The organism is Puniceibacterium antarcticum (genome assembly GCF_002760615.1).
Taxonomy (GTDB): Bacteria; Pseudomonadota; Alphaproteobacteria; order Rhodobacterales; family Rhodobacteraceae; genus Puniceibacterium; species Puniceibacterium antarcticum.
Genome location: NZ_AWWI01000167.1, coordinates 25004 through 49809, shown reverse-complemented (window position 1 = coordinate 49809; position 24806 = coordinate 25004). Strand labels below are relative to the sequence as shown.

The 24806-nt window shown below is 60.5% G+C and carries 25 protein-coding genes; 9 read left to right on the top strand and 16 right to left on the bottom strand.

What is annotated here, in order from left to right:
• Positions 1–47: 47 nt before the first annotated feature.
• Positions 48–1163 (top strand): Do family serine endopeptidase, encoded by a 1116-nt coding sequence (locus tag P775_RS23330; protein ID WP_099913236.1) that lies wholly within the window; start codon positions 48–50, stop codon positions 1161–1163.
• A 236-nt stretch (positions 1164–1399) separates the two neighbouring features.
• Here P775_RS23330 and P775_RS23325 read toward each other — a convergent pair whose 3' ends face one another.
• The 5 genes from P775_RS23325 to P775_RS23305 all read right to left on the bottom strand — a co-directional run bounded on the left by P775_RS23325 (position 1400) and on the right by P775_RS23305 (position 7350).
• Positions 1400–1651, bottom strand: coding sequence for a DUF4260 family protein (locus P775_RS23325; protein WP_245875828.1), 252 nt, complete (start codon positions 1649–1651; stop codon positions 1400–1402).
• A gap of 50 nt (positions 1652–1701) precedes the next feature.
• Positions 1702–4752: an efflux RND transporter permease subunit gene (locus P775_RS23320; protein ID WP_099913235.1), complete on the bottom strand. Its 3051-nt coding sequence runs from the start codon at positions 4750–4752 to the stop codon at positions 1702–1704.
• Positions 4749–5849 (bottom strand): efflux RND transporter periplasmic adaptor subunit, encoded by a 1101-nt coding sequence (locus P775_RS23315; RefSeq protein WP_099913234.1) that lies wholly within the window; start codon positions 5847–5849, stop codon positions 4749–4751. The genes P775_RS23320 and P775_RS23315 overlap by 4 nt, the downstream gene beginning before the upstream one ends.
• A complete protein-coding gene (locus P775_RS23310; protein ID WP_099913233.1) occupies positions 5846–6922 on the bottom strand; it encodes an efflux RND transporter periplasmic adaptor subunit in 1077 nt (358 codons plus the stop codon). Before P775_RS23310 ends, P775_RS23315 begins: the two co-directional genes overlap by 4 nt.
• A gap of 185 nt (positions 6923–7107) precedes the next feature.
• A complete protein-coding gene (locus P775_RS23305) occupies positions 7108–7350 on the bottom strand; it encodes an accessory factor UbiK family protein (RefSeq protein WP_099913232.1) in 243 nt (80 codons plus the stop codon).
• Between the two features lie 107 nt (positions 7351–7457).
• On the opposite strand from P775_RS23305, the gene lgt reads away from it, so the two are divergent.
• The 3 genes from lgt to pgeF are packed head-to-tail and all read left to right on the top strand — an operon-like array spanning position 7458 to position 10154.
• On the top strand, positions 7458–8342 hold the full coding sequence (gene lgt, locus P775_RS23300; RefSeq protein ID WP_099913231.1) for a prolipoprotein diacylglyceryl transferase: 885 nt from the start codon (positions 7458–7460) through the stop codon (positions 8340–8342).
• Complete coding sequence (locus P775_RS23295) at positions 8342–9412, top strand: class I SAM-dependent methyltransferase (protein ID WP_099913230.1); 1071 nt, start codon at positions 8342–8344, stop codon at positions 9410–9412. Before lgt ends, P775_RS23295 begins: the two co-directional genes overlap by 1 nt.
• Positions 9402–10154, top strand: coding sequence for a peptidoglycan editing factor PgeF (gene pgeF, locus P775_RS23290; RefSeq protein WP_099913229.1), 753 nt, complete (start codon positions 9402–9404; stop codon positions 10152–10154). The genes P775_RS23295 and pgeF overlap by 11 nt, the downstream gene beginning before the upstream one ends.
• Before the next feature lie 28 nt (positions 10155–10182).
• On the opposite strand, the gene P775_RS23285 is transcribed toward pgeF, so the two are convergent.
• Entirely contained in the window at positions 10183–10683 is a 501-nt protein-coding gene (locus P775_RS23285) for an Lrp/AsnC family transcriptional regulator (RefSeq protein ID WP_099913228.1), read from the bottom strand.
• 203 nt (positions 10684–10886) lie between these two features.
• On the opposite strand from P775_RS23285, the gene trxB reads away from it, so the two are divergent.
• Entirely contained in the window at positions 10887–11891 is a 1005-nt protein-coding gene (trxB, locus tag P775_RS23280; RefSeq protein ID WP_099913227.1) for a thioredoxin-disulfide reductase, read from the top strand.
• A gap of 77 nt (positions 11892–11968) precedes the next feature.
• On the opposite strand, the gene P775_RS23275 is transcribed toward trxB, so the two are convergent.
• A complete protein-coding gene (locus tag P775_RS23275; protein ID WP_099913226.1) occupies positions 11969–12196 on the bottom strand; it encodes a DUF1150 family protein in 228 nt (75 codons plus the stop codon).
• A gap of 4 nt (positions 12197–12200) precedes the next feature.
• The gene (locus tag P775_RS23270; RefSeq protein ID WP_099913225.1) at positions 12201–12614 is read right to left on the bottom strand and encodes an Hsp20 family protein; all 414 of its coding nucleotides are present in this window, start codon (positions 12612–12614) and stop codon (positions 12201–12203) included.
• Between the two features lie 158 nt (positions 12615–12772).
• Between P775_RS23270 and P775_RS23265 the strand changes: the two genes are divergently transcribed.
• The 3 genes from P775_RS23265 (at position 12773) to P775_RS23255 (ending at position 14871) form a co-directional block, all read left to right on the top strand.
• Positions 12773–12997, top strand: a complete 225-nt coding sequence (locus P775_RS23265; RefSeq protein WP_089270156.1) for a YdcH family protein — start codon at positions 12773–12775, stop codon at positions 12995–12997.
• Positions 12998–13245: 248 nt separating this feature from the next.
• Positions 13246–13749: a 5-(carboxyamino)imidazole ribonucleotide mutase gene (gene purE, locus P775_RS23260; protein ID WP_099913224.1), complete on the top strand. Its 504-nt coding sequence runs from the start codon at positions 13246–13248 to the stop codon at positions 13747–13749.
• Between the two features lie 51 nt (positions 13750–13800).
• Complete coding sequence (locus P775_RS23255) at positions 13801–14871, top strand: 5-(carboxyamino)imidazole ribonucleotide synthase (RefSeq protein ID WP_099913223.1); 1071 nt, start codon at positions 13801–13803, stop codon at positions 14869–14871.
• 16 nt (positions 14872–14887) lie between these two features.
• Here the strand turns inward: P775_RS23255 and P775_RS23250 are convergent, their stop codons facing one another.
• From P775_RS23250 to P775_RS23230, 5 genes are all read right to left on the bottom strand, one after another.
• On the bottom strand, positions 14888–16033 hold the full coding sequence (locus P775_RS23250; RefSeq protein WP_099913222.1) for an alpha-D-ribose 1-methylphosphonate 5-triphosphate diphosphatase: 1146 nt from the start codon (positions 16031–16033) through the stop codon (positions 14888–14890).
• On the bottom strand, positions 16023–16799 hold the full coding sequence (locus P775_RS23245; RefSeq protein ID WP_180287553.1) for an esterase/lipase family protein: 777 nt from the start codon (positions 16797–16799) through the stop codon (positions 16023–16025). Before P775_RS23245 ends, P775_RS23250 begins: the two co-directional genes overlap by 11 nt.
• 132 nt (positions 16800–16931) lie before the next feature.
• A complete protein-coding gene (gene groL, locus P775_RS23240) occupies positions 16932–18575 on the bottom strand; it encodes a chaperonin GroEL (protein WP_099913221.1) in 1644 nt (547 codons plus the stop codon).
• 48 nt (positions 18576–18623) lie between these two features.
• Positions 18624–18935 (bottom strand): co-chaperone GroES, encoded by a 312-nt coding sequence (locus P775_RS23235; RefSeq protein ID WP_099913220.1) that lies wholly within the window; start codon positions 18933–18935, stop codon positions 18624–18626.
• Positions 18936–19252: 317 nt separating this feature from the next.
• Entirely contained in the window at positions 19253–19921 is a 669-nt protein-coding gene (locus P775_RS23230) for a DUF2161 domain-containing phosphodiesterase (protein WP_099913219.1), read from the bottom strand.
• A 78-nt stretch (positions 19922–19999) separates the two neighbouring features.
• Here P775_RS23230 and P775_RS23225 point away from each other — a divergent pair, with 78 nt between their 5' ends.
• A complete protein-coding gene (locus P775_RS23225; RefSeq protein ID WP_099913218.1) occupies positions 20000–20983 on the top strand; it encodes a TraB/GumN family protein in 984 nt (327 codons plus the stop codon).
• A 49-nt stretch (positions 20984–21032) separates the two neighbouring features.
• On the opposite strand, the gene P775_RS23220 is transcribed toward P775_RS23225, so the two are convergent.
• The 3 genes from P775_RS23220 to P775_RS23210 form a co-directional block, all read right to left on the bottom strand.
• Positions 21033–23054, bottom strand: coding sequence for a M3 family metallopeptidase (locus tag P775_RS23220; protein WP_099913217.1), 2022 nt, complete (start codon positions 23052–23054; stop codon positions 21033–21035).
• Between the two features lie 118 nt (positions 23055–23172).
• Positions 23173–23964, bottom strand: coding sequence for an amino acid ABC transporter permease (locus P775_RS23215; RefSeq protein WP_099913216.1), 792 nt, complete (start codon positions 23962–23964; stop codon positions 23173–23175).
• Between the two features lie 34 nt (positions 23965–23998).
• Positions 23999–24790, bottom strand: coding sequence for a transporter substrate-binding domain-containing protein (locus P775_RS23210; RefSeq protein ID WP_099913215.1), 792 nt, complete (start codon positions 24788–24790; stop codon positions 23999–24001).
• Positions 24791–24806 lie beyond the last annotated feature (16 nt).

The following is a 24806-nucleotide window of genomic DNA, read 5'->3' as shown; positions in this document are numbered from 1 at the left end:
TCGTCATCTTGAGCGCATCAAGACAACCACCAACGGAGCGTTCGCAGATGAAATCTACCCCCCTTCTTCGCCGACTTGCCGGATCCGCGGCTCTCATGGCTGCGCTGAGCGCGACCGGCGTCACCCTGACCACGGCCACCCCGGCGATGGCCGTGCCAGCAGGCGGCTACGGCGATCTGGTCGCGGCTGTGTCACCCGCCGTGGTCTTTATCGAGGTCACCGAAAAGGCAGATCCGGCAGCAGCCAACCTTCAGTTCCCCGAAGGCATGCCCGAAGAGCTGCGCCGCCAGTTCGAACAAATGATGCCGCAGGGCACTGAGCAGGCACCGCGTCAGGCGCTTGGTTCGGGCTTTATCATTTCCGAGGATGGCAAGATCGTCACCAACAATCATGTTGTCGACGGGGCCGATACGGTGACCGTGAAGATGGCCGACGGGCGCAGCTTTCCGGCCAAGGTGCTGGGAAGTGACCCGCTGACCGATGTGGCGCTGATCCAGATCACCTCTGAGGAAAAGCTGCCCTTCATCAAGTTCGGCGATTCCGACAAGATGCGCCCAGGTGACGAGGTGGTGGCCGTCGGCAACCCCTTTGGTCTGGGCGGAACAGTGACATCCGGGATCGTTTCGGCCATGTCGCGCAACATCAACTCGGGTCCCTATGATGACTTCATCCAGACGGATGCGGCGATCAACAAGGGCAATTCGGGTGGTCCGCTGTTCAACAACGCAGGGGACGTGATCGGGATGAATACGGCAATCTTTTCGCCGGACGGCGGATCGGTGGGAATCGGCTTTGCCGTACCGTCCGATCTGGTCCAGAGCATCGTCGCGGACCTGTCCGACGGCGGAGTGATCACCCGTGGCTGGCTGGGCGTCCAGATCAAACCGATGCCTGACGACATCGCGCAGGTGCTTGGCTACAGCCAGCCCAAGGGCGCAGTGGTCGAAAAAGTCAGCGACGACAGCCCTGCGGCCAAGGCAGGACTGGAAAAAGGCGACATCATCCTGTCCTTCAATGGCAAGCCTATCACTGAGCTGCGTGATCTGACCCGCGCCGTTGCAGCCACCGATCCGGACTCGACCGCGCCGATGACCGTCCTGCACAAAGGGTCGGAAAAAACCATCGATGTGATCGTCGGCACGCTGCCCAAGCAGGACGCCTGATCTGGAATTCCTCGGCATATGCCCCCCCGTATGCCGAGGCGCCCGTGTGAGAGCGGGAAAACGTGCTGCGGTATCTGGGAGAGGCCGTAGCACGTCAATGAAAGCCTGATGGGACCCCTCCCTTCCCTCAGGGTTTACCTCACCTCTCCCTTACCTCGTCTAAACTCCCGTAAACACTTGGCCCCCGGCACTTTGGCGTCGGGGGCTTTTTTAATCTGCAGCGAAGCCGTCGGTGATCAGGTTTTGCCGATGCATCCAAGAGGAGTGTCGCCAAACCCTTTGGGGGACTTCAGCCCGTAGCCAAGCATCCGGTCAAAACCGGAATGCGCGATCCAAAGAGCCCCGAGCGCGGCAAGAACAGGTTGTGCCAGCGCATGACCGACACAAAGCATAAGCTCCCCCACCGCATAGAGATGCACAAGGTTGCACACGAACGCGCCGACCTTCGGACCAGACAGATACCCGAAAAAGCTAAGATCCGGCGGCAAATATCGCAGCCCCTTAAACCTTCTGCCAAATCACGGCTCTGCACATCTTTTCAAGCCGTGCTTGCTGGTCGCTTGACCCGATAGACCGCCAGATAGAGAGCAGGCACAAACACCAGTGTCACCACTGTGCCGGCAATGATCCCGCCCATCATCGCAAAGGCCATCGGCCCCCAGAAGATCTGCCGCGAGATCGGGATCAGAGCGAGGCTCGCCGCCGCTGCCGTCAGCAGGATCGGTCGTGCCCGGCTGTCAGAGGCCGTGAATACCGCATCCCAAGGGGAAAGCCCGTGATCATTGATCTGCACTTCGATCTCATGCACAAGAATGATCGAGTTGCGGATCAGGATCCCGATGAGCGCGAGAACACCAAGGATCGCCACGAAGCCGAGCGGCGCGCCGGAGGGCAGCAGTGCCGCCACCACCCCGATCAGCCCCAGAGGCGCCGCGGCAAAGACCACAAATGCGCGGCGGAAGCTTTGCATCTGCACCATCACCAGAAACGCCATGATCAGCAGCATCAAGGGCACAACCGCAGCAATCGGTGCCTGCGATTCCGCACTGGATTCTACCGAACCGCCGACCTCGACACTGAAGCCCTTTGGCAGGTTCGCATTGAACTCTGCCACCTTGTCAGCCAGCGCATTGACGATTGTCGCAGGCTGATCCTTGGTTGTGATCGCGGCCTTGATTGTGATCGTCGGGCGGCGGTTTTCCTGACGGATCACCGGCTGTTCCGTGTCGTATCTGAACACCGCGATTGAGGACAGCGGCACGGGCTGGCCGTCCGGGCCGCCAAGCTGCAGGTTGGTCAGGCCCTCGATTGAGGATCGCGTCGCATCGGAACCGCGCGCAATCAGATCCACCAGATAGGTGCCATCGCGCAGTTCGGTCACCGCGGTGCCGTCATAGATTCCGTTCAGCGCCGAGGCGATGTCGCGCGAGGTCAGCCCCAGCAGGCGCACCCGGTCCTGCACGATATCGACACGAACCACCCGGGACGGTTCGTTCCAGTCCATGACGATATTGTCCGTCCGATCGTCCGTTGCGACAAGTGCGGCCATATTGCGTGCAACATCCCGCAACCCGTCCAGATCCGAACCGGTCACACGATACTGTACCGGACGGCCCACCGGCGGCCCGATTTCCAGCAGCTTGACGAAGATATCAACGCCGGGGAATTCATCCGCCGCCAGTTTCGTAAGCTGATCTTTCAAACGGTTGCGCGACTCGATCCCCGGCGTCTGGATCACGATCTGCCCCGTGTTCGCGCTCGGCGCCGGCACATCGAAGGACAGGATGAAGCGCGGCGCGCCGCGACCGACGTAGGATGTCCAGAACTTCACATCCTCGTTGTCCTTCAGCGCTGCCTCGAAACGGTCCATCGTCACGCGCGTTTCGGTGATCGACACATTCTGCTGCAAGGCAATGTCGACAACCAGCTCTGGCCGGTCCGAGGACGGAAAGAACTGGTTTTCGACGAATTGCATCGACCAGACGGACACGCCGAAGATGCCCAGCGTCGCGGCAATGGTCAGCCAGCGAAACCGCATCGCCCCACGCAACACGCCGTGAAACATCCGGCGGATGCGCCCGGGCTCACCATGGGCATGCGCGATATTTTCCTTGAGGATCGTCACCCCGATCAGCGGTGCAAAAAGAACCGCAACCACCCATGACACCACCAAAGCCACTGCAATGACGACAAAAAGCGAAAAGGTGAATTCACCCGCCGCCGAGTTGTTCAAGCCGATGGGAATGAACCCCGCAACAGTGACAAGCGTGCCCGACAGCATCGGAAAGGCTATCGAGGTCCAGGCAAAGGACGCCGCCTTTGGCAGGGATTCGCCAAGTTCCAGACGCGAGATCATCGTCTCGATCGCGATCATCGCATCGTCCACCAGCAGCCCAAGCGCGATGATCAGCGCGCCCAGCGAAATCCTCTGCAGTGTGAAGCCGGTATAGTTCATCACCACAAATGTGATCGCGAGCACCAGTGGAATGGTCAGCGTCACAACAAGCCCGGCTCGAACTCCGAGGCTCACAAAGCTGACCGCAAGAACGATCAGCACCGCCTCGACCAGGGCCTGAACGAAATGGCCGACCGCTTCCTGAACAACTTCGGGCTGATCAGCGACATGGTGCACTTCGATCCCGATGGGCAGCGACTGTTCGTATTTGGCCATCACGGCAGACAGTTCTTCGCCAAAAGACACGATATTGGCGCCCGTGCGCATGCCAATAGAGAGGCCAATCGCCTCGCGCCCGTTGTAGCGGAAGAGTTCCGAGGGCGGATCTTCATAGTCGAGCGTTACGGTGGCCACATCCGTCAGACGAAAGAACTGATCGCCCACACGCAGGTTCACATCCGACAGACTTTGCGCATTGTCAAAGCCGCCACCGGTGCGCACCAGAACCCGTTCGGATCCGGCGTCGATTTCACCCGACGGCAGGATGGCATTCTGTGCCGCAAGTGTCGCACTGACATCCGCCTGGGACACACCCAGAGCGGCAAGCCGGTCGGTGGAATATTCCAGATAGACCACCTGATCGCGGGTTCCAAAGATTTCGACCTTGCCCGAATCCTCCAGTCCCTGCACCGCGCGGCGGGCGTCCTCGACATAGTCACGGACCTCTCGTGGGGAATAGCCGTCCGAGGTGAAGGCATAGATATTGCCATAGACGTCGCCGAAATCGTCGTTGAACTGAAAACCGGCGAATTCAGATGGAAAATCGGGCCGGATATCCGACATCATGTTGCGGATTTGCTGCCAAAGGCGCGGCAGATCCTTGGCCTTGGTCGTGTCCAGAAGATCGACATAGACGATGGACACACCCGGCTTGGTGATCGAACGTGTTTTATCGAGCGAGCCCAGATCCTCGAGCTTTTTCTCGATCCGGTCTGTGACTTGATTCAGCGTCTCTTCGACCGAAGCGCCGGGCAGGCTGGCGGTGATGACCATCGTCTTAATGGCGAAATTCGGATCTTCCTCGCGGCCTATATTGATATAGGACATTGCACCCGCCAGAATGCTGACAAGCATCAGGAACCAGACAAAAGACCGGTGCTTGAGCGCCCAGTCAGAAAGGTTGAAACTTTTCATTGGGTGGCCCCCGGAATTTGCCGCACGGCAATGCGCGCACCGACGGTCTGGCCGTCCTCAATGGAATTCACACCGCGAATGACGACTTCGTCCCCAACCGCGACACCTTGCAGAATGACCACGCGTCCCCCGGCGCGCGGGCCAGGCGTGACCGTTGCGCGGCTGACCTTGCGGCCCTCCTTGCCCACCCGCCAGACGGCGGCTGGTTCAGCACCGGCGATCAGCGCGGTGACCGGTAAGGTGGTGGCCGCGCCGCCCCCCGCATCAAATGTGGCGTTGACCAGCGCACCAAGCCGAAAACCGGCATTCGCACCTTTGGCCAGCGTCAGGTGCGCGTCTCTTGTCCGGGTCGCGCGCGCCGAAACCGGATCGATCCGGGACAGGGTGGCCTGAGTCGTTATCTCGGGGTTGGACAGAAGACGCACGTCAAATACCGCATCGGCCGTCATTCCCGCCGCATCCTCTTCGGTCAGCGCGATGATGACTTCGAGCTTTTCGGTCGAGGAAAGGCGCATCACCGCCTCGCCCGCCGATAAAGTCGCCCCTGGTTCAGCGCTGACACTGGTGATGACACCAGCCATTGGGGCCGTCAGATCGGCGTATTCGCGGGCGTCTTCGGCACGAGCCTCTGCGGCACGAGCCTGCTCCATCGCAGCCTCTGATGCGGCAAGATCATTGCGGGCGGATTCCAGTGCCATCTCGCTCCCGACGCCGCGGGTGGCCAGCTGCTTGGCGCGATTAAACGCGTCCTGGGCGGTTTGCAGATTGGCCTTGGCTATCGTCACTCCGGCCTGGGCCGCACGAAGTTCAGAATCCAGGGTGGAAGCATCTATCCGCGCCAGAACATCGCCTTTTTCAACGATATCGCCGGCGTCCACAGCACGTTCCGCCAAAGTGCCCAGACGCAGAAAGCCAAGGTCCAGCTCTGACGATGCCGCGACGCTGCCCACCCAACTGGAAGAGAGGCCTGCTTGCGGCGTCACAATTTCGGAAATCACGGGACGGGGGGCTGCAAGTGTTTGCGCAGCATCTTCGGCCATCAGCGGCTGGGTCGCACACAACAACTCCAACATGGCCGGGAAAACAAGATGCCTCATTCCGGAACCTCCACAACCCGGACAACCCGCCCGGGGTAAAGCAGCTGAGTGCCCAAACGCACAACGGTTTCTCCCGGCGCCACGCCGGACGTCAGCAGGATCGACTGGCTGGTGTAACGACGTACCTCGACCTGTCGCAGGCTGACGGTACTGGTGTCGGGATCCAGGATCCAGACAGCCGGTCCTTCGACTGTGGCTGAAATCACCGACCAAGGCAGCGTCACGTGCGCACCTTCCTTCTGAACCGTCCGACCGCGCACTGCATCTCCATAGCTGAGTCCCGGCAGGGTTCCGTCCAGCATGACCTTGATCGCTACTGTCCCACTCGCCGCATCGACCAGCGGCGAGATTTCGGACACATGGCCCACAACAGTCGTTTCCGGATGGTCTATAGGCGAAAGCATAATCTTGGGGTCAGGGTTAGACCCTTCGGTCAGCACTGATTCGGGCACATCAAAGACGGCCTCGATTCCCTGGCCCTGCGCCAGTTCAAAAACCGGCTGGGCTGCGCCGACCACTTGGCCGGGTTCAGCCAGACGCTGAATTACCGTGGCATTCTGCGGTGCCAGAAGGACCGTATCTGCCAGATCTTCCTGCGCCTGTGCCAGCTCGGCCTCGGCCTGGGCCTTGCGTGCGACGGCAGCGGCAAAGCGATCTGCGGCGGCATTGCGCGTCGCGCGGGTCGTGGCACCCCGTTCAAAAAGTCCGGCCTGCCGGGTATCATCCTCGCGCGATGCGGTAAATTCTGCGGTTGCGGCGGCCAGTTGCGCCTCGGCGCTGCGCAGGGCCTGCTCCTGCTGGACCCGGTCGATCCGCGCCAGCATGTCGCCTGCGGCAACGCGGTCACCGTCATCTACCATTATTTCGGCAATGCGACCACCGGTCGGAAAAGACGCGTTCAGCGTTTCAGGCGCCCTCAGCTCTCCGGTCAGGGACAGGGTCCGCACGGTATCGGCGCTTTCGGCCTTGATGACGGCAACGGCAAGAGGGTCTTGCGCACGGGCTGGACCCGTCGAAAATATCAAAGATGCTGCAAGGCAAAAGCCCGACCGCACAATAAATGCGTATCCCATAGCGGTGATCCCCTTGTGGACGCTAAAGTTGACAGCTCCAAACTAAACCATTTAGTTCAGTTCGTAGCCGAAACCTATTCAGGGATCAAGCGAAGGAGCGCAGGGTCTTTAACAAGTGACCCTGCGTCACATTTTTATCGAGATTCCTCTGAGATACCTATAAAATGGTACCTGTTTCAGAAGTGTTACTTACCTGCCTCAATCGCATCGAGACGGGCCTTGAGGGCCATGTTCTCTTCACGGGCCTTCTGCGCCATGGCGCGAACCGCATCAAATTCTTCGCGGGTAACGAAATCGCGATCCGCCAACCAGCGATCCAGCATGGATTTCATCGCTGTCTGCGCTTCTTCCCGCGCACCCTGAGCCACGCCCATGGCGTTGGTCATGAGCTGCGAGATATCATCAAAAACTTTGTTACGCGTCTGCATGGTACTCTCCGCCGTTACATCTGATTCCTATATGGGCCGTGACCGCCCGGGTCACAAGTCCGCCAGCCGGTTGACTTCCGCGCACAGCCAGAGGCAATTAGCTGCAAATGAGCACAGGTATCCCTTTCCCGCCCCTTTCGCCCGAACTGTTTTCGATCTCGGTTTTCGGGATGGAGTTTGCCCTGCGCTGGTATGCGCTGGCCTATATAGCAGGCATCCTGATCGCGTGGCGACTTGCTGTGACCGCGGTCAGGCGCCCCGCGCTATGGCCCGCTGAAAAATCGCCCATGCAACCCGCGCAGGTCGAGGATCTGCTGACCTGGATTATCCTTGGGGTAATTCTGGGTGGTCGCCTGGGTTTTGCGCTTTTCTACGAGCCGGGCTATTACCTCAGCAATCCGATGCAGATCCTGATGGTGTGGCAGGGCGGCATGTCATTTCATGGCGGGCTGATCGGGGTCACGCTGGCCGCGCTGATCTATGGCCTGCGCAACAATCTGCCACTGCTGTCGCTCGCCGATATGATGGCGTTGGCCACGCCGCCGGGGCTTATGCTGGGACGGCTTGCGAATTTCGTGAATGCCGAACTTTGGGGCCGCCCGACGGAGCTGCCCTGGGGGGTGATCTTTCCCGGAGACATGGCGCAGTCCTGCGGACAGGCCTTGGGCGAGCTTTGCGCCCGCCACCCCTCTCAGCTGTACGAGGCTGCGCTTGAGGGGCTGTTGCTGGGCGTGCTGCTGATCTGGCTGGCCTTTCGCAGTAATACACTGAAGCGGCCTGGCCTTCTGACCGGCGTCTTCATCGCGGGTTACGGGCTGGCACGGTTTCTGGTGGAATTTGTGCGTCAGCCGGATGCGCAATTTGTCTCACCCGGCAATCCACTGGGGCTTGCCTGGCATATTGGTGGTTACGGACTGACAATGGGACAAATGCTGTCGCTGCCAATGATCCTGCTGGGTCTGGCACTGATCATCTGGGCGCGCCGCCGCTGATGACGACGCTGCGTGATATCCTTGCGGCGCAGATCGCAACACACGGCCCTCTGAGTATTGCGCAATACATGCACGCCTGCCTTTTGCATCCGGAGCATGGTTATTACACAACGCGCGATCCCTTTGGCACCAGCGGCGATTTCACCACCGCGCCCGAAATCAGCCAGATGTACGGAGAGCTGATCGGGCTCGCGCTGGCACAGGCCTGGCTGGATCAGGGCGCGCCTGCGGCATTCACTCTGGCCGAACTTGGTCCCGGTCGCGGAACGCTGATGGCCGATATTCTGCGCGCAACCGCGCGTGTGCCCGGATTTCATGCCGCCGCGCGCTTGCACCTGGTTGAGGTTTCCGCAGGTCTGCGCGCCCGCCAGGCCGAAGCCCTCAGCGCTACAACGCCTGTATGGCACAACAGCACAGAGGGACTGCCCAAAGATGCGCCGCTTTTTGCCGTGGCGAGTGAATTCTTTGACGCCCTTCCGGTCCGGCAATTCCTGCGTGATGGCGATGGATGGCGTGAACGGGTGGTCGGCCTGCACGACGGAAAGCTGAGCTTTGGCCTGACCGATGCGCTGCCGGATGCGCGCCTCACAGGGCGGCTGGAGGACACGCGGAATGGTGATCTGGTCGAAACCTGTGCCCCCGCCCTGCCCATCGCCGAAGCCCTTGGCCAGCGCATCGCTGACCATGGCGGGCTGGCCCTGATCGCGGATTATGGCAGCTGGCGCAGCCTGGGCGACACGTTTCAGGCGGTTCGCCGGCATCGCAAAACCGATCCGCTGCAGGATCCCGGGCAGGCCGATCTGACCGCCCATGTGGATTTTCAAGCGCTGGCCGAGGCCGCGCCTTGTGCCCATACCACACTGACCCCGCAGGGGGTGTTTCTGGAGCGCCTTGGCATCACAACACGGGCGCAGGCGCTGGCCCGGAACATGCAGCCGGATGCCCTCAGCAGTCACATTGCCGCACATCGCCGGTTGACCCACCCCGATGAAATGGGGACGGTGTTCAAGATGATTGGATTCTTCCCCCACGGCGCCCCGACGCCCCCCGGATTCGCCCATGATGCTTGAAATCATATCCGCCAACAGCCTATCGCCGTTTCGCCACGGCTTCTTTACCCGCAAGGGGGGCGCGTCCTCGGGCGTGTATGCCGGATTGAACTGCGGCACCGGATCAACAGACCAGACCGAGATCGTGGCGATCAACCGTGCCCGCGTGTCCGAGGCGATGGGGGTGGCGCCCAGCCATCTTGTCGGCGTGCATCAGGTGCATTCGACGGATGTCGTGGCCATAAGCGGCCCCTTGGCGGACAAGCCAAAAGCTGACGCGCTTGTCACTGCAACCCCCGGCGTTGCCCTGTCGGTCCTTACGGCGGATTGTCAGCCCGTGCTGTTCGCCGATACACAAAACGGCGTGATCGGCGCGGCCCATGCCGGCTGGCGCGGGGCCTTGGAAGGGATTCTGGAGCGGACAGTGGACGCGATGGAAGTGCTCGGGGGCAATCGTGACACGATCGCTGCGGTCATAGGGCCGGCAATCAGTCAGCGCGCCTATGAGGTCGGCCCCGAGTTCTTTGAGACTTTTCTGGCAGAAGACCCGCAATATGCGCGTTTCTTTGCCAATGGGACCGGCGATCGGCTGCATTTCGACCTGCCGGCCTTTGGCCTCTACCGGCTGCGCCTTGCCGGTGTCGCGGCGGAATGGACGCGGCACTGCACCTACTCAGATGCCGCGCGATTCTATTCCTTCCGTCGCACGACCCACGACCAAGAGGCGGATTATGGTCGCCTGATTTCCGCCATCCGGCTCTGAACCCGCTCTAGGCCCTATGCTGAGAGTTTCAGGCAGATCTGCTCAGACGCTCTTCGAGAATTTCAAAGGGCACACCGGGTTCATCCTTGGCACCACGAATGACAAGCGATGTCTTGACGCTGCCCACATTGGATGCGGTCAGCAGCTGGCCTGTCAGAAAGCTCTGAAAGGTGCTCAGGTCCGGGGCGACGCATTTCAGGATGAAATCCACCTCACCGTTCAGCATGTGACATTCCCGGACAAGCGGCCAGTTGCGGCAGCGCTCTTCAAAGGCGCTCAGATCCACCTCTGCCTGACTTTGCAAGCCAACCATGGCAAACACCTGCACCTCGAATCCCAGCTCGCGCGGGTCGACATCGGCATGATACCCTCGGATGAATCCCTGCTCTTCGAGCGTGCGCACGCGGCGCAGACAGGGCGGCGCGGAAATGCCAACCCTTTTGGCAAGTTCCACGTTGGTCATCCGGCCATCGGCCTGAAGTTCGGAGAGAATTTTACGGTCGATCGGATCAAGCCTGTGTGCCGGCACGCCCTTACCCCCTTTTTTTTGTTTGTTACCACACAACCCTGAGAACGCGCAATAATATAACACAATTGCGCAAGTATCTTAACCTGTCTTTGGTTAAAAACCTGCTGCTCACGGCTGCGTGTCCCGGATTTGCGCCGGCGCTTGCCTGCGCGTATATGCAAAGCCTGAACGGGATACGCAAGCACACGCGAAGGGGTCTTTTGATGACCAAGACACGCCACACCAAGGTTCTGATCATCGGATCGGGCCCGGCCGGTTACACAGCCGGCATCTATGCCAGCCGGGCGATGCTTTCGCCGATTCTGGTGCAGGGGATCGAACCGGGCGGCCAGCTGACCACCACCACCGAGGTCGAAAACTGGCCCGGTGACACCGAGGTTCAGGGCCCTGACCTGATGATTCGGATGGAGGCTCATGCCCGCGCCATGGGGACAGAGATCATCGGCGACATCATCACCTCTCTCGACATGGACAGCCGCCCCTTTGTGGCGCAGTCTGACAGCGGCACAATTTATACCGCAGATGCGGTGATTCTGGCGACTGGCGCACGCGCGAAGTGGCTTGGCCTGCCGTCGGAAGATAAGTTCAAGGGCTTTGGCGTGTCCGCCTGCGCCACCTGCGACGGCTTCTTTTACCGGGGACAGGAGATCGTGGTGATCGGCGGCGGCAACACCGCTGTGGAAGAGGCCCTGTTTCTGACCAACTTTGCCTCAAAGGTCACGCTGATCCACCGCCGCGACACACTGCGGGCAGAAAAGATCCTGCAGGATCGGCTGATGAAGAACCCCAAGATCGAAACGCTCTGGTTCCATGAACTGGCCGAAGTGATCGGTGCCGAGTCACCACTGGGTGTCGAAGGCGTGCGGGCGCGTCACGTCGAAACAGGCGAGATCACCGAAATCGCGGCCAAGGGCGTCTTTGTCGCCATTGGCCACGCCCCGGCAACCGAACTGGTCAAGGACAAGCTGGAAACCCATATGGGCGGCTATGTGCTGACAAAACCGGACAGCACCGCAACGTCCATCCCCGGGATCTTTGCCGCTGGCGACCTGACAGATCACAAATACCGGCAGGCCGTGACATCAGCCGGAATGGGCTGCATGGCAGCCCTTGAGGCGGAGCGCTGGCTTTCCGAGCAGAATCTGGATTCCGGAAAAGACGAAACGGAACCGCTGGGATGGGGCGCACCCGTGGATGAAACCGCCTGACACAACGCACGATCCGGTCACAAAAAAGGCTGCCCTGACGGGGCAGCCTTTTACGTTTTACAGCCCTCGGCTCTGGCTCAATGCACGGTCACCGGGGCAAGATCGTTTTCACGCGCCAGCGAAAACGCCATGCTGCGGTCCGTGACAAGGGCAAGACGCTCTCCGTCCGCGCGGTGCACGGCATACAGGATATCCTGATCCTCGACCTGGTCCTGCACATCCTCGGGCAGATCGCTGACCAGAACGGGCCTTACATAGACCAGTCGATCCTCGTCCTGTCCGTCGAAATCATACTTGGTATTCACCTGCTTACCCCTTTCTGATTTGTATTGTCTGCACAACCATCTCGGGTCGAGACAGCGTGAGATCGACATGCAGCAATCCGTTTTCCATAACCGCCTCGCCAACCTCGACTCCGTCAGCCAGCACAAAAGACCGCTGAAACTGGCGCGCCGCGATGCCGCGATGCAGGAAAATACGCTCTGGCGCATCTTCACGGCTGCGACCGCGAATCACCAGTTGCCGGTCTTCTACGGTGATCGCGAGATCTCCTTCGGAAAACCCCGCCACGGCGAGCGTTATGCGATACGCATCCTGAGCCGTCTGTTCGATATTGAAAGGCGGATAGCCTTCGTTTCCGGTCTTGGCGGTACGCTCCAGCAAGCGCTCCAACTGCTCAAAACCCAGCATATGGGGGTGTGATCCCAGTGTCATTTTTGTCATCGACACGTCCTCTTGCACAAGCGACAGTCTGCGAAGGTCCCGTTATGGCAACCTTGCTCTTCAAATATGGGAACTGCGGTGTGGCAAAGCAAGGGCTTTGCGCGGGGGCTGCGAGTCGCTATTCTGAAATTCAGCCAGCCCAAGGATTCAGACCAGCCATGAACGCACCCGGCGAAATCTCGATGAAAACCGATGACGTGCTGCGTGTCGAGCTTGAGGTGTTCCGACGCGAACACCGTGATCTCGATGACGCGATACGCGCCCTGCAGGACCGCGGTACGGCAGATCAGCTGACTCTGCAGCGTCTGAAGAAGAAAAAGCTGTACCTCAAGGACAAGATCGCCCTGATCGAGGACCGCCTTCTGCCCGACATCACCGCCTGAACGGTAAGGACGCAGGAACACGCCGGCGCTTTTCACTGTCCTTTCAATTTGAATATTCGAGAAGAGAAGAAGGCGGGAACGGCAGTTTAAAACATGCCCGCCGCACAGGTGACCAAGGTGACCATCCGCCAGCTTCTTCCCTTCAAAAACACGCATTCTTCGACAGTTGCCGTTCAAGAGCGGTCTGGCGACATTGCTCCTATCCCTCAAATGCATATAGTGCGCTTTCGCAATATCGAGGGATCTGAATGACACAGGCGAAGGTCAAAGTCGGCATCATCATGGGCAGCCAGTCCGACTGGCCCACACTGAAAGAGGCCGCAGATATGCTGGAGGCGCTTGCCATCTCACATGAGGTCAAAATCGTATCCGCCCATCGCACGCCCGACCGGTTGTGGGACTATGGCAAGACCGCTGTCGAGCGCGGACTTCAGGTGATCATCGCCGGGGCCGGAGGGGCAGCACATCTGCCGGGCATGATGGCGTCCAAGACGCGGGTGCCGGTGATCGGTGTACCGGTACAGACCCGCGCACTTTCGGGGGTCGACAGCCTCTATTCCATCCTGCAGATGCCGCGCGGCTTTCCGGTGGCGACCATGGCGATCGGTGCTGCGGGTGCTGCCAATGCCGGGCTTATGGCCGCCGGCATCCTCGCGTTACAGGATGCTGCGTTGGCCGAACGGCTGGACAGATGGCGCGCCGATCTGTCGGCCTCGATCCCGGACGAGCCGGATCGCAACTTGACATCCTGACGCCCGGCACCTTCTTACCTACCTCAAGACCGCAGCAAGAATGAGACTGACATGACAATGCCCCTCCCCTCTGGCTCGACCATCGGTATCATTGGCGGCGGCCAGCTGGGCCGCATGCTTTCGGTCGCCGCCGCGCGTCTTGGCTATCGCAGTCATATCTTCGAACCCGGCACCCTGCCCCCGGCGGGGGACGTTGCCCATGCGGTCACGACGGCGCCCTATGATGACCACAAGGCGCTGCGCAGCTTTGCCGAAGCCGTTGACGTGATCACCTATGAATTCGAGAATATCCCGACCGAGGCATTGGATCTGTTGCAGGACCTGCGCCCGATCCATCCGGGACGCGAGGTTCTGCGGATCAGTCAGGACAGGCTGACGGAAAAGGCCTTTCTGCAGGACTTGGGCCTGACCACGGCCCCGTATGCCGATATTCCCGATGCCGCCGCGCTGGAGGCGGCTTTGTCACAGATCGGCACGCCTGCCATCCTCAAGACACGCCGTTTTGGCTATGACGGCAAGGGGCAGGCACGGATCATGGCGCCCGAAGACAGCGCCGCCGCCTGGGAGGATCTGCAGGGCAGCGCGCTGATCCTTGAAGGGTTCATCGACTTCAGCCACGAGGTGTCCGTCATCGCGGCGCGGGGGCTGGACGGGTCGGTGGCCTGTTTCGATCCGGGTGAGAACGTCCACAAAGACGGCATCCTGCGCACCACCACCGTTCCGGCCCGGCTGAGCCCGTCGCAGCGCTCGGACGCCGTACTGATCGCCGCGCGCATCCTGAATGCGCTCGACTATGTCGGTGTGCTGGGGGTCGAGCTGTTTGTCACACCCAAAGGCCTCGTGGTGAACGAAATCGCGCCACGGGTGCACAATTCCGGCCACTGGACCCAGAATGGCTGTGCGGTGGATCAGTTCGAGCAGCATATCCGCGCGATCACCGGCTGGCCGCTGGGAGATGGGGCACGCCATTCCGATGTGCGCATGGAAAACCTGATCGGGGACGATCTGGACCGCCTTGCGGAACTCGCGAAAGCACAACACGCCGCGCTGCATCTTTACGGCAAGACCGAGGTGAAGCCGGGCCGCAAGATGGGCCATGTGAACCACATCCTTCCCGGCTGAAGCGACCGGGTGGCGATCAGGCGATGAACCGCGCCGCCACCGGCCCGGACAGATAGGCCACCTGCCCGGCGGAAAGTGTCGCGACCACGCGATGTGTGTCCAGCTCAATCACGATGAGATCCGCCCGCAGCCCCGTTTGCAGCCGTCCACGGTCCGTCAGACCCAGAACCTGGGCCGGACCGTCAGAGACCAGCGCCCAGGCCGCTGGAGCATCACAGACCCCAAGCTCGACCAGCCGCCAGGCCGCGCGCGCCGGAGAAGGGTAGTGGTAATCGGACGCCAGCGCATCAACGCAGCCCGCCTGTACCAGATCCAGCGCCGAGGCATTGCCCTTGTGGCTTGCCCCGCGCACCAGATTGGGCGCGCCCAGCACCACAGGCTCGCCCGCGCCCGCAGCTTCGGACGCCGCAGACAGTGTTTCCGGGAATTCCGACACCAGAGCGCCGCGCGCGCGCCAGACCTGCCGCATTTCGGCGTCGTGGTCATCATGCGATCCCAGACGCACTCCTTTTGCCACCAGACGCGCAGCCAGAGCCGAGGCTGCCTCGGGCACCTCTGAGGATCGCGCCTCAAGATCCAGCAGCATACGGAAATGATCCTCGGGGTTGCGGCCACCTTTCAGCGCCTGCCCCGTCAGGCGCGGCGGCCTGCGGCCCTCGGACAGGCGGTCATGGGGCAGATGGTCGTTGAACACGACGTAGGAGATTCCGAACTGATCCACCGCAGCCTCGGCCCGGGCATAGTCATCCAAAAGGTGTGTTTCCAGGCGCAGTTGAAGGCGCACATCCACCGGAAGCGACGGTGCTACGGCATTGACGCTTGCAAAGACATGTTCGGCGAAGTCCGGGCCGCGCATGCCGCCCTCCCAGCTGAAGAACTGCGCGAGAACGCCGGTGGTTATGCCGTTCGCTGCAAGCTCTGCCGCGCAGGCGACCACCCCGTGCGACGCCTCGCGCAGCGCGCCGCGCCGGGGGGCCATGTGGCGTTCAAACCCGTCGCCATGCACATCGACGATCCCGGGCAGCACAAGATAGCCTGACAGATCCACGCGCCGACCAACTGTACCGTCCACGATCTGACCGCCAGAGATCGCCAAAGGACCTTTGTCCCAGCCGGTTGGCCGCAGAACCTCTGCACCCTCTAGCGTTACTTCAATTGTCATCGCCACAAATCCCCACGAGGCATGCCAGTTCGCGTGCCGAAAAAACCTTGGTCCAGTCCAGATCGGGATCGAACTGGCCGTCCTCAAGAAACACCAGTACCTGCGCCATGACGCTGGGTGCCTGCATGATAAAGGTATGTGTAACGGGCATGATGATCTGCGCCTTCATACCCGCGACCTCGGTCGAGGCGACTGAAACCTTGCCGTCGTCCTGCCCCGGAATAAGTTCGGAAAAAAGCGGGTTGAGCGAGCGCGTCCCCGACACCACGCCCAATTCGTAATCCACGGGGGGCAGTTGCGCCGGCAAATCCTCGGGCCCGGTGCCCAATTGCTGTCCTGCAGGGCCGTTGAGCCAGGTGAAGAGCTCAAGCCCACCCAGCTCATCCACCAGCTCACTTCCGTGATTGGCTGGGGCGAGCATGACAACGCGTCCCATCAGTGCCGGACGGTGATCGCGCAGCCAGACCCGCAACAGAATGCCCCCCATGGAATGGGTCACGAAATGCACGCGCCGCTCACCGCACTGCGCCATGGCCTGTGGCAGGGTCTCATCAACCAGTGTCTGGATCCGGGCCGAGGTCGATTCATACCCCGGAACCACGGTCTTATAGCCGCGCACCGTCAGCACCCGTGCCATCAAGGCAAAGGAGTATTCACTGCGTGCGAGACCATGCAGCAGGATCACGCAGTCCCCCGGCGCGGCCCGGGCGGGTCCCGCGAACGGCATGGTGATCAGCACAACGATAAGAAGCAGGACAAGACGCATGGGCCGTCAGATACGCCGCTTTTCCATCCTGAGAAAGAGCGAACCACTTTCGCCAAGGCTGCCCACAGTCTTCGCTATACGAAAAGGGGCCGCCCGAAGGCGACCCCAAATCATCCGGTAAGATGGCGTGATTTACATCATGCCGCCCATGCCGCCCATGTCGGGCATACCGCCGCCGCCGCCATTGCCTTCTTTGGCAGGACGATCAGCAACCATCGCTTCGGTCGTGATAAGCAGACCAGCGATCGAGGATGCATCCTCAAGCGCGGTGCGCACAACCTTGGCCGGGTCAATGACGCCGAACTTGAACATGTCGCCATATTCGTCGGTCTGAGCATTGTAACCAAACTTCAGGTCCGAAGATTCGCGGATCTTGCCAGCAACAACGGATCCGTCAACACCGGCGTTCTCTGCGATCTGACGCAGCGGCGCTTCGAGCGCCTTGCGCACAATTGCGATACCGGCGTTCTGGTCACTGTTTTCGCCCTCAAGACCTGCGAGGGACTTGGCCGCCTGGATCAGGGCAACACCGCCGCCAACGACGATACCTTCCTGAACAGCTGCGCGTGTTGCGTTCAGTGCGTCATCAACGCGGTCTTTACGCTCTTTCACTTCGGTTTCGGTCATGCCGCCAACGCGGATGACTGCAACGCCGCCTGCGAGCTTCGCAACACGTTCCTGCAGCTTTTCTTTGTCGTAGTCGGACGTGGTTTCTTCGATCTGGTTGCGGATCTGAGCAACGCGTGCCTCGATCTCTGCCTTCTCGCCCGCGCCGTCGATGACGGTGGTCTCGTCCTTGGTGATCGTGACCTTCTTGGCCGACCCGAGCATGTCCATGGTGACATTCTCAAGTTTCATGCCGAGATCTTCGGAGATCACCTGGCCGCCGGTCAGGATCGCGATGTCCTGCAGCATGGCCTTGCGACGGTCACCAAAGCCCGGTGCCTTGACAGCAGCGATTTTCAGACCGCCACGCAGCTTGTTGACCACGAGGGTCGCAAGTGCTTCGCCTTCGACATCTTCAGCAATGATCAGCAGCGGCTTTTGCGACTGAATCACGGCTTCGAGCAGCGGAACCATCGGCTGGAGCGACGAGAGTTTCTTCTCGTGCAGCAGGATCATGCAGTCGTCGAGATCTGCAATCATCTTGTCAGCGTTGGTGACGAAATAGGGGCTCAGGTAGCCGCGGTCGAACTGCATGCCTTCGACAACATCGGTCTCGGTTTCGAGGCCTTTGTTTTCTTCGACGGTGATAACACCCTCGTTGCCGACTTTCTGCATCGCATCCGCGATCTGACGACCGATTTCAGCTTCGCCGTTTGCAGAGATCGTACCGACCTGAGCAACTTCAGCGGAATCGTTCACCGGACGGGCAGCGGCCTTGATGGCTTCAACCACTTTGGACGTCGCGAGGTCGATGCCGCGCTTGAGGTCCATCGGGTTCATGCCGGCAGCAACGGATTTCATGCCTTCCTTGACGATGGCCTGAGCCAGAACCGTCGCGGTGGTGGTACCGTCGCCAGCTTCGTCATTGGTGCGGGAAGCAACTTCCTTCACCATCTGTGCGCCCATGTTCTCGAACTTGTCTTCCAGTTCGATCTCTTTGGCGACAGACACACCGTCCTTGGTGATGCGCGGCGAACCGAACGACTTGTCCAGAACGACGTTACGGCCTTTGGGGCCTAGGGTCACTTTGACGGCGTCGGCGAGGATGTTCACGCCTTTGAGCATACGCGTACGTGCGTCAGTGCCGAATTTCACGTCTTTAGCAGACATATGGATTTCTCCTGTTATTCAGTGAATGGAATCAGAGGTCGTGACAGCTCAGGCTGCTTTTGCAGCCGCGTCGTCCTCGATGATCCCGAGAATGTCGGATTCTTTCATGATCAGCAGCTCTTCGCCGTTGACCGTGACTTCGGTGCCCGACCACTTGCCGAACAGAACCTTATCGCCTGCCGAAACAGCCATTTCGATCAGTTCGCCAGAATCCTTGCGGGCGCCATCGCCACACGAAACTACGATACCTTCAGCGGGCTTTTCTTTCGCGCTATCGGGAATGATCAGACCACCCTTGGTCTTTTCATCGCCTTCAACACGGCGAACAAGCACACGGTCATGGAGCGGTTTAAATGCCATCTTCGAGTCTCCTTGGCTCAAAGTTTCTCTTGGCCCCCCGTCGTCGGGCAGGCCGTTAGCACTCACGTCAGTCGAGTGCTAACGACGCATAGGTATGGAGCGAGGGTGCACCTGTCAACACGGGATTTTGCAAAAATTTGCCTCCTCCGGGCTTGAAGTCAGAGCAAGCTTGCCAGTGTCGACAGAGGGATTATGTGCCGTTTCGATCAGATATGATCCCAGACGCAGAACACAACGCCGGCGGCATCTTCCGGTGAACATTCCAGTTGAAATCCGCCAATGGGCAGGCTGGCGCCCCCGCCCCTGAGTTTGCAGGATCACGATTCCCAGGACTCCGCCCAGTGGACCAGACCCGCCCGGCCTGCATCACTCAGCGCGTAGACGCCCTTTTCGACGCGCGCGAACCAGCCATAGTGGTTCTCGGCCATGATCCGAGTTGCAGGTTTCACACCTGTTGCCTTGGACACCACGGCGCCCTTGCTCGCTCCATGTTCGGCAAGATGCGCCGCGCAGCGCAGCGCGTCCTGCCGATACCCCGTGACAATCCCGTAACGTGTCGCGCCGCCGTCGTTTGGATCACCGCGCAGCCGGTCGAATTCCCGCAGCAAGCGCGCCTGCCCCTTGCGATTGCGTCGGGGTGTTGGTCCCGCCGGGTCACACAGAACTTCGGTCACGCCATCGGCGCGCACGGTGATGAACCCCAATCCCAACCGACGGCACAGCGCCGAGTTGTCCTTCAGCGCGCGCTTTGCCTGCGCGCCTTCGGGACGGGGTACAGCGATATAGACCAGATCACTGAGGGACAGCCGCGACACGGCCTGATGAAACAGGGTCAGCGTGATTCGCAGCTTCAGCTCGACAATCACCGGCTCTTCGCCCGCGCGCCGCGCCACCAGATCGGCCTTGCCGACCTCGCCCTTGACTTCATACCCTTGCCGCTGCAGCAGCGCCTTGACTGGCGCATAAAGATCGCTTTCCCGCTTCATGACACCCATCTTCTTTCGCCTGCTTGCCGCTGACAAGGGCAACCCCTAAGTATCAGGCAACTGACCGGAGAGTCCCCTATGCGCCTGATCGCCAGCCTTTTTATTTGCCTCGGACTTGCCGGTCCCGCAATGGCGCAATGCACGGGTCAGGACCTGCGCCAGACTTTGTCAGAGTCTGATAGGGCGGAATTAAAGGCCATTGTCGCTGAAACACCCTTTGCCACCGGCAATCGCTGGCGCGCGGTGCGGGGGGATAGCGTGGTGGACCTGATCGGCACCGTGCATCTGGATGACCCGCGGCTTGATGCGCCTGCCGAACGGATCAGGCCGCTGATCGAAAATGCCAAAGTGGTCTTGCTTGAGATGTCTGCCGCAGATCAGGCAGAATTGACCGGCGCGTTGTCGTCTAGGCCCGAAATGCTGCTGCTGAGCGACACCACCCTGCCTGAACTGATGGATGAAGCTTCTTGGCAGGCCCTCGCCGCTGCGGCCAGTGCACGCGGTGTTCCGCCTGTCATGGCCGCCAAATTCCAGCCTTGGTATCTGTCGATGCTGCTGTCGCTGCCGCCTTGTGCCACGGCAAATTTGACGGATGCGCAAGGGCTTGATGGCCGAATCATGGACATGGCCCTCTCCGCAGAGGTGCCCATGCAGTCGCTCGAGGCTTACGAGACGGTGTTCAACACCTTCTCTGACGCGCCGATGGAACAACAGATCGCGATGGTGAAAGCCGCGCTTGTTGCACCCGACACCAGCGAGGACATGTTTGCCACCCTGCTTGCCAGCTATTTCGAAGAGGCCGGAACAGAAGCCTGGCAAGTCTCGCGACTGCTGTCCCGCCAGCTTGCAGCACTTGATCCTGCAACAAGCGACGCGATGTTCGCACGGATGGAGATCGACCTTCTGGATGCACGAAACCGCGCGTGGATTCCGGTGATCATGGACGCGGGCAAGGCTGGCCCCATTGTGGTAGCCGCCGGTGCCGCCCATCTTCAGGGCGAGGCTGGACTGCTTAACCTGCTCAAGGCCGAAGGTTTCACACTCACCCGCAAGCCATTCTGATCTGGTGCAAGGAGAAGGATTCCCCTTGCACCAATATTCTCACTTGCCTTCAAGCGGCGAGACCGCGCCCCCGCAACAGCGCATCAACGCCCGGCATCCGACCGCGAAACTGAGTATACAGTGCCTCCGCATCCTGCGAGCCGCCCGCAGACAGGATGAACTTCTCAAGCCGCGCTGCCATTTCCGGATCAAACGCTGACCCGGCCTCCTCGAAGGCGGCAAAGGCATCAGCATCCATCACCTCGGACCACATGTAGCTGTAGTATCCGCTGGAATAGCCGTCACCTGAGAACACATGGGCAAAATGCGGCGTCGCATGGCGCATGGTGATGGCCGACGGCATGCCAACCTGCTCCAGTATCTCGGCCTGCATCTTCATCGGATCAGCAGGGGCCTTGCCATCATGAAACTCCAGATCCACCAGGGCCGAGGCGATGTATTCAACCGTCGAAAAGCCCATATCGAAATTTGCGGCTTTAAGCACCTTGTCCAGCAGGGCGCGCGGCATCGCCTCCCCCGTTTCGGCATGGGTGGCGAATTCCTCAAGCACCTGCGGCACTTCCAGCCAGTGTTCAAACAGCTGGCTTGGCAATTCGACAAAGTCCCGCGCGACAGATGTCCCCGCGACCGAGCCGAAGTCCACATCCGACAGCATCTGGTGCAGCGCGTGGCCAAATTCATGAAACACCGTGCGCGCATCATCATAGGACAACACGGCGGGCTGTCCCTTCGATGGCTTTGAAAAGTTGCAGACGTTTATGATAATCGGCGTCTTGACCTGTGGCCGTTTGGCCTGACTGCGCATCGCGGAACACCATGCACCCGACCGTTTGGACGACCGCGCAAAATAATCCCCTATGAACACCGCCAGATGTTTGCCATCCCGCAGCACCTCCCACGCGCGGCAGTCGGGATGATAAAGCGCCACATCCAGCGGCCGGAACTCTAGCCCAAACAGGCGGTGCGCACAGGAAAACGACGCCTCGATCATCTTGTCCAGCTGCAGGTAGGGCTTCAGCTCGGCCTCATCAAGATCATGTTCGGCCTTGCGGCGTTTCTCTGCGTAAAAGCGCCAGTCCCAAGCCTGCAGCGGGCCGTTCACGCCGTCTGCCTGCATCATGCCTTCCAAGACTTCGCCGTCCGCCAGCGCCTGCGCACGGGCCGGCTTCCAGACCTGCATCAGAAGATCACGCACCTTGTCCGGGCTGCCGGCCATCTCAGTTTCAAGCTTGTATTCGGCAAAAGAGCGGTAGCCCAGCAAGGCCGCGCGTTCCGCGCGCAGGGCGAGAATTTCGGCAGCGATCCCTGTATTGTCCGTCTCGCCGCCATTCTCCCCACGTGCCACCCAGGCGCGCCAGGCTTTCTCGCGAAGATCACGGCGACTGGAAAACTGCAGAAAGGGTACAATCAGTGACCGCGACAGGGTGATCACCGGGCCATCTTTGCCCAGATCCTCACCCGCAGCACGAGCCGATGCCTTCACAAATTCCGGCAACCCGTCCAGATCTCCTTCGGACAAGGCCATATGCCAACCCGCCTCATCCGCCAGCAGGTTCTGGGTGAACTCTGTCCCCAGCACGGCGAGGCGCGATTTGACCTCGGCCATGCGCTTTGCCTCCTCCCCATTCAGTGCCGCACCGGCCCGCACAAAACCGCGGTGCGTCAACATCAGCACCCGCGCTTCTTCGTCCGAAAGGCCCAGCGACTCGCGCCGTTCCCAAAGATCACGCACCCGGGCAAACAATGCGGCATTTCCATAGATCGCGGTTGAATGGGCCGAAAGCTTTGGCGAAAACTGCCGTTGCAGATCCTGCCGCACCGGATTGCTGTCCGCACCCGAAATGGAAAAGAACACCGACAGCACCTTGTCCAGTGCCTCGCCCGCGCCTTCCATCGCCTCGATGGTATTGGCAAAGCTCGCAGGCTCGGGGTTGTCGGCGATGACCTCGACCTCGGCCAGATGTTCGGCCAGGGCCTCTTTGAAGGCGGGCGCATAATCCTCATCGGAAATGGCGGCGAAAGGGGCGAGACCGAACGGCGTGTCCCAATCGGCAAGCAGCGGATTTGTCATGAAAGCTCTCCTTTGACCTATAGCTAGGCCCCCAAAGGCCGCCTTACAATCTCAGCCCGCGTTTCATCTGTCCAAAAATATCCCCGCCGGAGGCATCCCAAATACACTGTCGCGACGCTCACGGCTTTTGGCGCAAGTGCATCTCTAGCCGCCGCAGGGCCAAAGACAGGCCGATCGTCATCGTCAAATAGATCAGCGCAACCACATTATAGGTTTCGAAATAGCGGAAATTTCCCGCCGCGGTGACCTTGCCCAGCTGCGTGACATCAAGCACCCCCAGCACGGATACCAACGAGGAATCCTTTATCATCGCGATAAAATCATTGCCCAAAGGTGGTAGAATCGTCTTGATCGCCTGCGGAAAGACCACCAGCCGGAACCGCTGCCAGGGACTTAATCCCAGCGCGTTGGCAGCCTCGATCTGTCCGGGTTCCACCGCCATCAATCCGGCCCGAAACACCTCTGCAATAAAGGCGGAATAGCCGATGGTCAGCGCGATGACCGCCCGCCAAAGCAGTGAAAATTCCCGCGTGCGGATCGGGTCAACCCCCAGAGAACCAAGCGCCCAGTTGCGCAGATCGACCAGCCCCGGCGCCAGAACAAAGGCGACATAGAGCAGGAGAACCAGCATCGGGATGCCGCGCACCACTTCGGTGTAGAACCGCGCCACCTGTCTCAGGACCAGCGAACGGGACAGCGACATCAGTGCCACAACCAGCCCCAGGCTGGCGGCCAAGGCAAAGCCCACCAACGTCACAAAGACGGTGATCTGCACGCCCTTCAGCAATGTGCTCAAGATCTGCGCCTGCAGATCATCCATCAGGACCCGGGTGAAAAGCAGCGCGCCAAGCCCTGCCACCGCAACAAGCCACCAGGGAAAATCCCCGCGCCCCGGCACCGCCGGTCCCATCAGCGCAACATGGTGATGCGCAAAGTCAGCCCGCTCACTCGCCCATCTTGAAGTCTAGGAACCACTTCTTGTTGAGCGCCTCAATCGTGCCATCTGCCTTCATCCCGGCAATGGCCGCATTGATTGGCGCGACAAGATCGGAACCCTTGGGAAAGATGAACCCGAAATCTTCGGCACCCAGCTTTTCCCCCACACTCTTGAGTGCGCCGTCAGAGGCCGCCACATACCCTGCCCCGGCGGTGCCATCGGTCAGCACCAGATCCACATCCCCGGTGCGCAGCGCCTGCACCCCGGCGCCAAAGGTTTCAAACAGGCGGATTCGCGGAGTCGCCTCATCCCCGTCCAGCACGTCGTAGACCCCTACATAGAAAGGCGTCGTCCCGGGCTGCGCCGCCATCAGCAGATCCGGATCGGCGGCAAAACCGGCGGCATCAGAAAACCTCTCCTCACCGCCCCGCACCAGCATGACCATTTCCGAGCGCATGTAGGAATCCGAGAAGTCCACAATCTCGGCCCGATCCTCGCGGATGGTGATGCCGGTCATGCCCATGTCGAACTGGCCCTCAGCCACGGCCGGGATCATCGCATCCCAGCTGATGTTCTCGTAGGACACCTCGACATTCAGCCGTTTCGAAATCTCAGCCATGGCGTCGTATTCCCAGCCCATGGCCATGCCCGTTGCGGGATCAATATATTGCAACGGCGGATAGGCATTCTCGACCGCGACAACAACCTCGCGCCCGTCAAGATCAGGCATATCCGCAGCCGAAACAGCCCCCGTTACCGACATCCCAAACGCCAGCGCACAGCTCAGAACGAATTTCATCTGTCTCTCCCCAAGA

Excerpts from the sequence above, each read along its gene's own strand:
- P775_RS23330 (WP_099913236.1), top strand. The coding sequence starts at position 48 with ATGAAATCTACCCCCCTTCTTCGCCGACTTGCCGGATCCGCGGCTCTC.
- P775_RS23320 (WP_099913235.1), bottom strand. The coding sequence starts at position 4,752 with ATGAAAAGTTTCAACCTTTCTGACTGGGCGCTCAAGCACCGGTCTTTT.
- P775_RS23315 (WP_099913234.1), bottom strand. The coding sequence starts at position 5,849 with ATGAGGCATCTTGTTTTCCCGGCCATGTTGGAGTTGTTGTGTGCGACC.
- P775_RS23310 (WP_099913233.1), bottom strand. The coding sequence starts at position 6,922 with ATGGGATACGCATTTATTGTGCGGTCGGGCTTTTGCCTTGCAGCATCT.
- P775_RS23305 (WP_099913232.1), bottom strand. The coding sequence starts at position 7,350 with ATGCAGACGCGTAACAAAGTTTTTGATGATATCTCGCAGCTCATGACC.
- lgt (WP_099913231.1), top strand. The coding sequence starts at position 7,458 with ATGAGCACAGGTATCCCTTTCCCGCCCCTTTCGCCCGAACTGTTTTCG.
- P775_RS23295 (WP_099913230.1), top strand. The coding sequence starts at position 8,342 with ATGACGACGCTGCGTGATATCCTTGCGGCGCAGATCGCAACACACGGC.
- pgeF (WP_099913229.1), top strand. The coding sequence starts at position 9,402 with ATGATGCTTGAAATCATATCCGCCAACAGCCTATCGCCGTTTCGCCAC.
- trxB (WP_099913227.1), top strand. The coding sequence starts at position 10,887 with ATGACCAAGACACGCCACACCAAGGTTCTGATCATCGGATCGGGCCCG.
- P775_RS23270 (WP_099913225.1), bottom strand. The coding sequence starts at position 12,614 with ATGACAAAAATGACACTGGGATCACACCCCCATATGCTGGGTTTTGAG.
- P775_RS23265 (WP_089270156.1), top strand. The coding sequence starts at position 12,773 with ATGAACGCACCCGGCGAAATCTCGATGAAAACCGATGACGTGCTGCGT.
- purE (WP_099913224.1), top strand. The coding sequence starts at position 13,246 with ATGACACAGGCGAAGGTCAAAGTCGGCATCATCATGGGCAGCCAGTCC.
- P775_RS23255 (WP_099913223.1), top strand. The coding sequence starts at position 13,801 with ATGACAATGCCCCTCCCCTCTGGCTCGACCATCGGTATCATTGGCGGC.
- P775_RS23250 (WP_099913222.1), bottom strand. The coding sequence starts at position 16,033 with ATGACAATTGAAGTAACGCTAGAGGGTGCAGAGGTTCTGCGGCCAACC.
- P775_RS23245 (WP_180287553.1), bottom strand. The coding sequence starts at position 16,799 with ATGCGTCTTGTCCTGCTTCTTATCGTTGTGCTGATCACCATGCCGTTC.
- groL (WP_099913221.1), bottom strand. The coding sequence starts at position 18,575 with ATGTCTGCTAAAGACGTGAAATTCGGCACTGACGCACGTACGCGTATG.
- P775_RS23235 (WP_099913220.1), bottom strand. The coding sequence starts at position 18,935 with ATGGCATTTAAACCGCTCCATGACCGTGTGCTTGTTCGCCGTGTTGAA.
- P775_RS23230 (WP_099913219.1), bottom strand. The coding sequence starts at position 19,921 with ATGAAGCGGGAAAGCGATCTTTATGCGCCAGTCAAGGCGCTGCTGCAG.
- P775_RS23225 (WP_099913218.1), top strand. The coding sequence starts at position 20,000 with ATGCGCCTGATCGCCAGCCTTTTTATTTGCCTCGGACTTGCCGGTCCC.
- P775_RS23220 (WP_099913217.1), bottom strand. The coding sequence starts at position 23,054 with ATGACAAATCCGCTGCTTGCCGATTGGGACACGCCGTTCGGTCTCGCC.
- P775_RS23215 (WP_099913216.1), bottom strand. The coding sequence starts at position 23,964 with ATGGGACCGGCGGTGCCGGGGCGCGGGGATTTTCCCTGGTGGCTTGTT.
- P775_RS23210 (WP_099913215.1), bottom strand. The coding sequence starts at position 24,790 with ATGAAATTCGTTCTGAGCTGTGCGCTGGCGTTTGGGATGTCGGTAACG.